Origin of the sequence: Amycolatopsis sp. SID8362, from assembly GCF_010550475.1 — a bacterium.
GTDB lineage: Bacteria > Actinomycetota > Actinomycetes > Mycobacteriales > Pseudonocardiaceae > Amycolatopsis > Amycolatopsis eburnea.
On sequence record NZ_JAAGNB010001528.1, the window covers coordinates 1 to 3,913 of the forward strand.

A 3,913-nucleotide genomic window follows, 5' to 3' on the forward strand; every position below is an offset into this window, starting at 1 on the left:
GCGCGCTGCCGGGCACGTTCCGGGCGGACGCCGAGGCGGCGGCGGACGCGGTCGTCGTCGACCAGGTGGGCTGGGGCGGGCGCCCGAAGGACCGGCCGCCGATGGTCGAGCTGCTGCGCGACGCGGTGATCGCCCGCCGCCGGGTCCGCCTGACCTACTCCGGGCGCGACCGCCTGATCGACCCGTGGGGCCTGGTCGACAAGGACGACGTCTGGTACCTGGTCGCGGGCACGGAGCAGGGGCGCCGGACGTTCCGCGTCGACCGGGTCGCCGCCGCCGTCGTCACCGAGGAGGCGGCCGACCGGCCGACGGACCTGGAGCTGGCGAAGGTGTGGGAGGAGGTCGTCGAGGAGGTCGAGAAGCGCCGTTCCCCGCTCACCGCGGACGTGGTGCTGGCCCGGCGCCACCTCGACGTCATGCGGAACCGGTTCGGGCGGCACTGCGAGGTCGTGGCCGAGCTGCCGGACGACCGCGTGCGGGTGCGGGTCGCGGCGCCCGCGCCGATCATGATCGCGCAGGAGCTGGCGGGCTGGGGCGCGCTCGTCGACGTCGAGGGTCCGGCGTCGGTGCAGGCCGAGCTGGCGCGGCTGGGCGCCGAACTGGTTGACCGTTATGCCCGATAAGCCCGGACGCTCCCGAACACGGCCCGTATCGGGCCTGCTCACGCCGTTGCCGGACCCGGCGGCCGGCTCTTGAACGCTGTTTGCCCGCTATGCTCGGTGAACGCCGTTAATTGGTCCACTATGGACATTAGGAAGACCTACTACGAGTGTCCGTTACTCACCGGTATCTGGCCGTTCGGAGTATCCGTGATCACCCGTTTGCTGTTACTGTGACGCCTCCGTGACCTGAACGTGTGTTCGGTGACACTGCGGTGAGGGCAGACGATGCGTGACGATGTGGTCGAGGCGAGTGCGGTGGTCGGGCACACGCCGGACGTGGTGTGGCAGATCGTCGGATCGCCGGAGTGGTACGCGCGGTTCGTGCCGGAGATCAGCTGGTGCGAGGTCCAGGAACCGGCCTCGCGCGGCCGCGGGCCGAAGGGCGTGATCCGGATCGTCCCCGAGCGCGGGCCGATGCTGGAGGCACAGGTGCAGGCCGTCGTGTACCGGCCGGGCGAGCACGTGGTGTGGTGCGGCGTCCCGGACGACGGCACGTGGGTCTCCCTGGAGCTGAGACCGCTGGCGGGCGGCAAGACCGAGCTGTTCGTGCGGATGATGCTGCCGCCGGCGTACCTCGACCTGGTCTCGTCGATCAAGAAGGACGTCCGCGCGCTGGCCCGCCGGCTCGACCTGCACCTGGCCGGGCAGACCGACCCCGACGCCGACCGCGACGGCAACAAGGCGACCAAGCTGCGCACCACGAGCGTGCTGCTGCGCGCCGGCGTGCTCAGCCCCGCCCGGCCGGACAAGCTGGCCCGCCAGCTGCAGTCCCTCGCGCAGTGGGGCGCCACCGTCGCGGGCGGCTACCAGGCCGCCGCGGGCCGCGTCCCCGACCAGCCCGCCCTGCACGACGAGCGCAACCTCCGCACCTTCCGGCAGGTCCAGGAGCGCAGCAACCGGCTCGCCAACGCGCTGAGCGAGCTCGGCGTCGCCGAACGCGACCGGATCGCGCTGATGTGCCGCAACCACTCCGCGATGGTCGAGTCGTTCGTCGCGGCCAGCAAGCTCGGCGCCGACGTCGTCCTGCTGAACACCGGCCTGTCCGCGGCGTCGGTCAAGGACGTGCTCGCCGAGCACAAGCCGTCCGCCGTGCTGGCCGACGACGAGTTCGCGCAGACCATCGCGAACGTCCCCGGCGACTTCGCCCGGATCAGCACGTGGCCGGACGCCGACGCCGGCTACCCGACCGTCGACGAGCTGATCCACGCCGCGCCCGCCGACCCGCCGCAGCCGGTCGAGCGGCCGGGCCGGCTGGTCGTGCTCACCTCCGGCACCACCGGGACGCCGAAGGGCGCCCGCCGTCCCACGCCGAAGGGCCTGGGGTCCGCCGCGGCGATCCTCGACCGCATCCCGCTGCGCGCCGCCGACCGGATCCTCGTCGCGGCGCCGCTGTTCCACAGCTGGGGACTCGCCGCGATGCAGATCGGCATGGCGCTGCGGGCGTCGCTGGCGCTGACCCGCAAGTTCGACGCCGAAGAGACGTTGCGGACGATCGCCGAGCAGAAGTGCGACGCGCTGTTCGTCGTGCCGATCATGCTGCAGCGGATCATGGACCTGCCCGAACGGGTCCGCGCCCGCTACGACCTGTCGTCCCTGCGGATCGTGGCGAGCAGCGGCTCGGCGATGTCGGGCGCGTTCGTGACGGCGTTCATGGACACCTTCGGCGACGTCCTCTACAACTTCTACGGCTCGACCGAGGTGTCCTGGGCGAGCATCGCCGACCCGGCCGACCTGCGCGCGGCCCCGACGACGGCCGGCCGCTGCCTGCTCGGCACCCGCCTGGCCATCCTCGACGAGGACCGCAAGCCGGTCCCACCCGGCGGCGAGGGCCAGATCTTCGTCGGCAACGACATGCTCTTCGACGGCTACACCAACGGCACCGACCCGGCCCGCGCGGCGGACCTGATGGCCACCGGCGACGTCGGCTACCTCGACGCGGCGGGCCGCCTGTTCGTCACCGGCCGCGCCGACGAGATGATCGTGTCCGGCGGCGAGAACGTCTTCCCGCGCCCGGTCGAGGAGGCCCTGGTCGCCCTGCCCGGCGTCCACGACGCGGCGGTGGTCGGGGTGGCGGACGCGGAGTGGGGCCAGCGCCTGGCCGCGTACGTCGTGCCCCGGCGCGGCGCTTCCCTGCACGCGGAGGACATCCGGGCGTACATCCACCAGCGGCTGGCCCGGTTCGCGGTCCCGCGGGACGTCTACTTCGTGCCGGACCTCCCCCGCAACGCGACGGGCAAGATCCTCAAGCGCCTCCTGCACGACGACACCTGGCCGGCGACCTCCGAGTACTGATCCCCCCGGCTCCCCAATGAGGTTTTCTCAGTAGCCGCGCTGGTTGCCTCGTGACCGGTCACCCACATCGGCGGCGTCGTGGCGGGCTGGGATGTAGTCTCGGGTCAGGGTTCCAGCACAGTCGCCCGCCCACACACAGCGGCCAGTGAGAAACCCCAATGTGGCCTCGGTTGCGTCTGACGCACCCAAGGCAGCCTTGGGGTGCTTCGGTCAGCTCACCGGCTGACGCAGCACGGTCTTGAGCTTCCCGGGCGCCACCCGGCGCGGGTCGCCGAGGTAGACCTCGTGGTGCAAGCCGGCGGGCTCGAGTCCTTGCCGCGTCAGGAACTCGTCGTGCAGCCGGGCGAGCAGCGGGCCTTCGTCGTCGTACGAGCCGATGTGGAGCGCCTGCGCGCACCGCCCCTCGTGCAGCTTCTCGAGCCGGACCAGCGCGTCGATCTTCTTCTTGCGCCGCACGGTTTCCCGCGCCTCCTCGACGGCGTCCTCCCCGATCCACGGCGGCAGCGCGATGAGCATCGTCCACTGCCAGGAGTCCTTGGCCCGCACGGTGAAAGCCGCGTAGTCGTCCGCCCACCACAGGCCTTCCAGCGGGCCGACGACGAAGTCTTCGCCGCGGCTCTTCGCCGTCATCTTGATCGTGTACGCGAAGGCGTAGAGCGCTTCGACAGCCGTCCGGTAGCTCTCGGCCGTGTTCGGGTTGCCGCGGCCGTCGATCGCGAGGAACCGCTGCTCGGGCACGTCGAGCAGGGCCCAGTCGGTGTTCTTGGGCGCGTAGAGCCGCTTCAGCTCTTTCTTGAGGTCGTACGGCATCAGGACATCCCCTCCAGCCACGTGGCTTCCGCTTCGAGCTGCGCGATCGAGTAGTCGAAGATCGCCCGGACGAACGGCGGCGCGTCCGGCTGGGCCGCGGCCGCGCGCCGCACTTCGGCCAGCCGCTCCCCGACCGCTTCGGCCCGGCG

3 protein-coding genes are annotated in these 3,913 nt (G+C 71.8%); 2 read left to right on the forward strand and 1 reads right to left on the reverse strand.

All coding sequences use genetic code 11. The features are described from left to right. The coding region (locus G3I65_RS47075) for a YafY family protein (protein ID WP_160701869.1) at positions 1-623 on the forward strand (623 nt) is incomplete at its 5' end. Between the two features lie 264 nt (positions 624-887). Next, positions 888-2,954: an AMP-binding protein gene (locus tag G3I65_RS47080; RefSeq protein ID WP_160701870.1), complete on the forward strand. Its 2,067-nt coding sequence runs from the start codon at positions 888-890 to the stop codon at positions 2,952-2,954. A gap of 210 nt (positions 2,955-3,164) precedes the next feature. Here the strand turns inward: G3I65_RS47080 and G3I65_RS47085 are convergent, their stop codons facing one another. Continuing rightward, the gene (locus tag G3I65_RS47085) at positions 3,165-3,764 is read right to left on the reverse strand and encodes a GyrI-like domain-containing protein (protein WP_160701871.1); all 600 of its coding nucleotides are present in this window, start codon (positions 3,762-3,764) and stop codon (positions 3,165-3,167) included. Between the last annotated feature and the right edge of the window lie 149 nt (positions 3,765-3,913).

Coding starts and splice junctions, on each gene's coding strand:
- G3I65_RS47080 (WP_160701870.1), top strand. CDS start 888: ATGCGTGACGATGTGGTCGAGGCGAGTGCGGTGGTCGGGCACACGCCG.
- G3I65_RS47085 (WP_160701871.1), bottom strand. CDS start 3,764: ATGCCGTACGACCTCAAGAAAGAGCTGAAGCGGCTCTACGCGCCCAAG.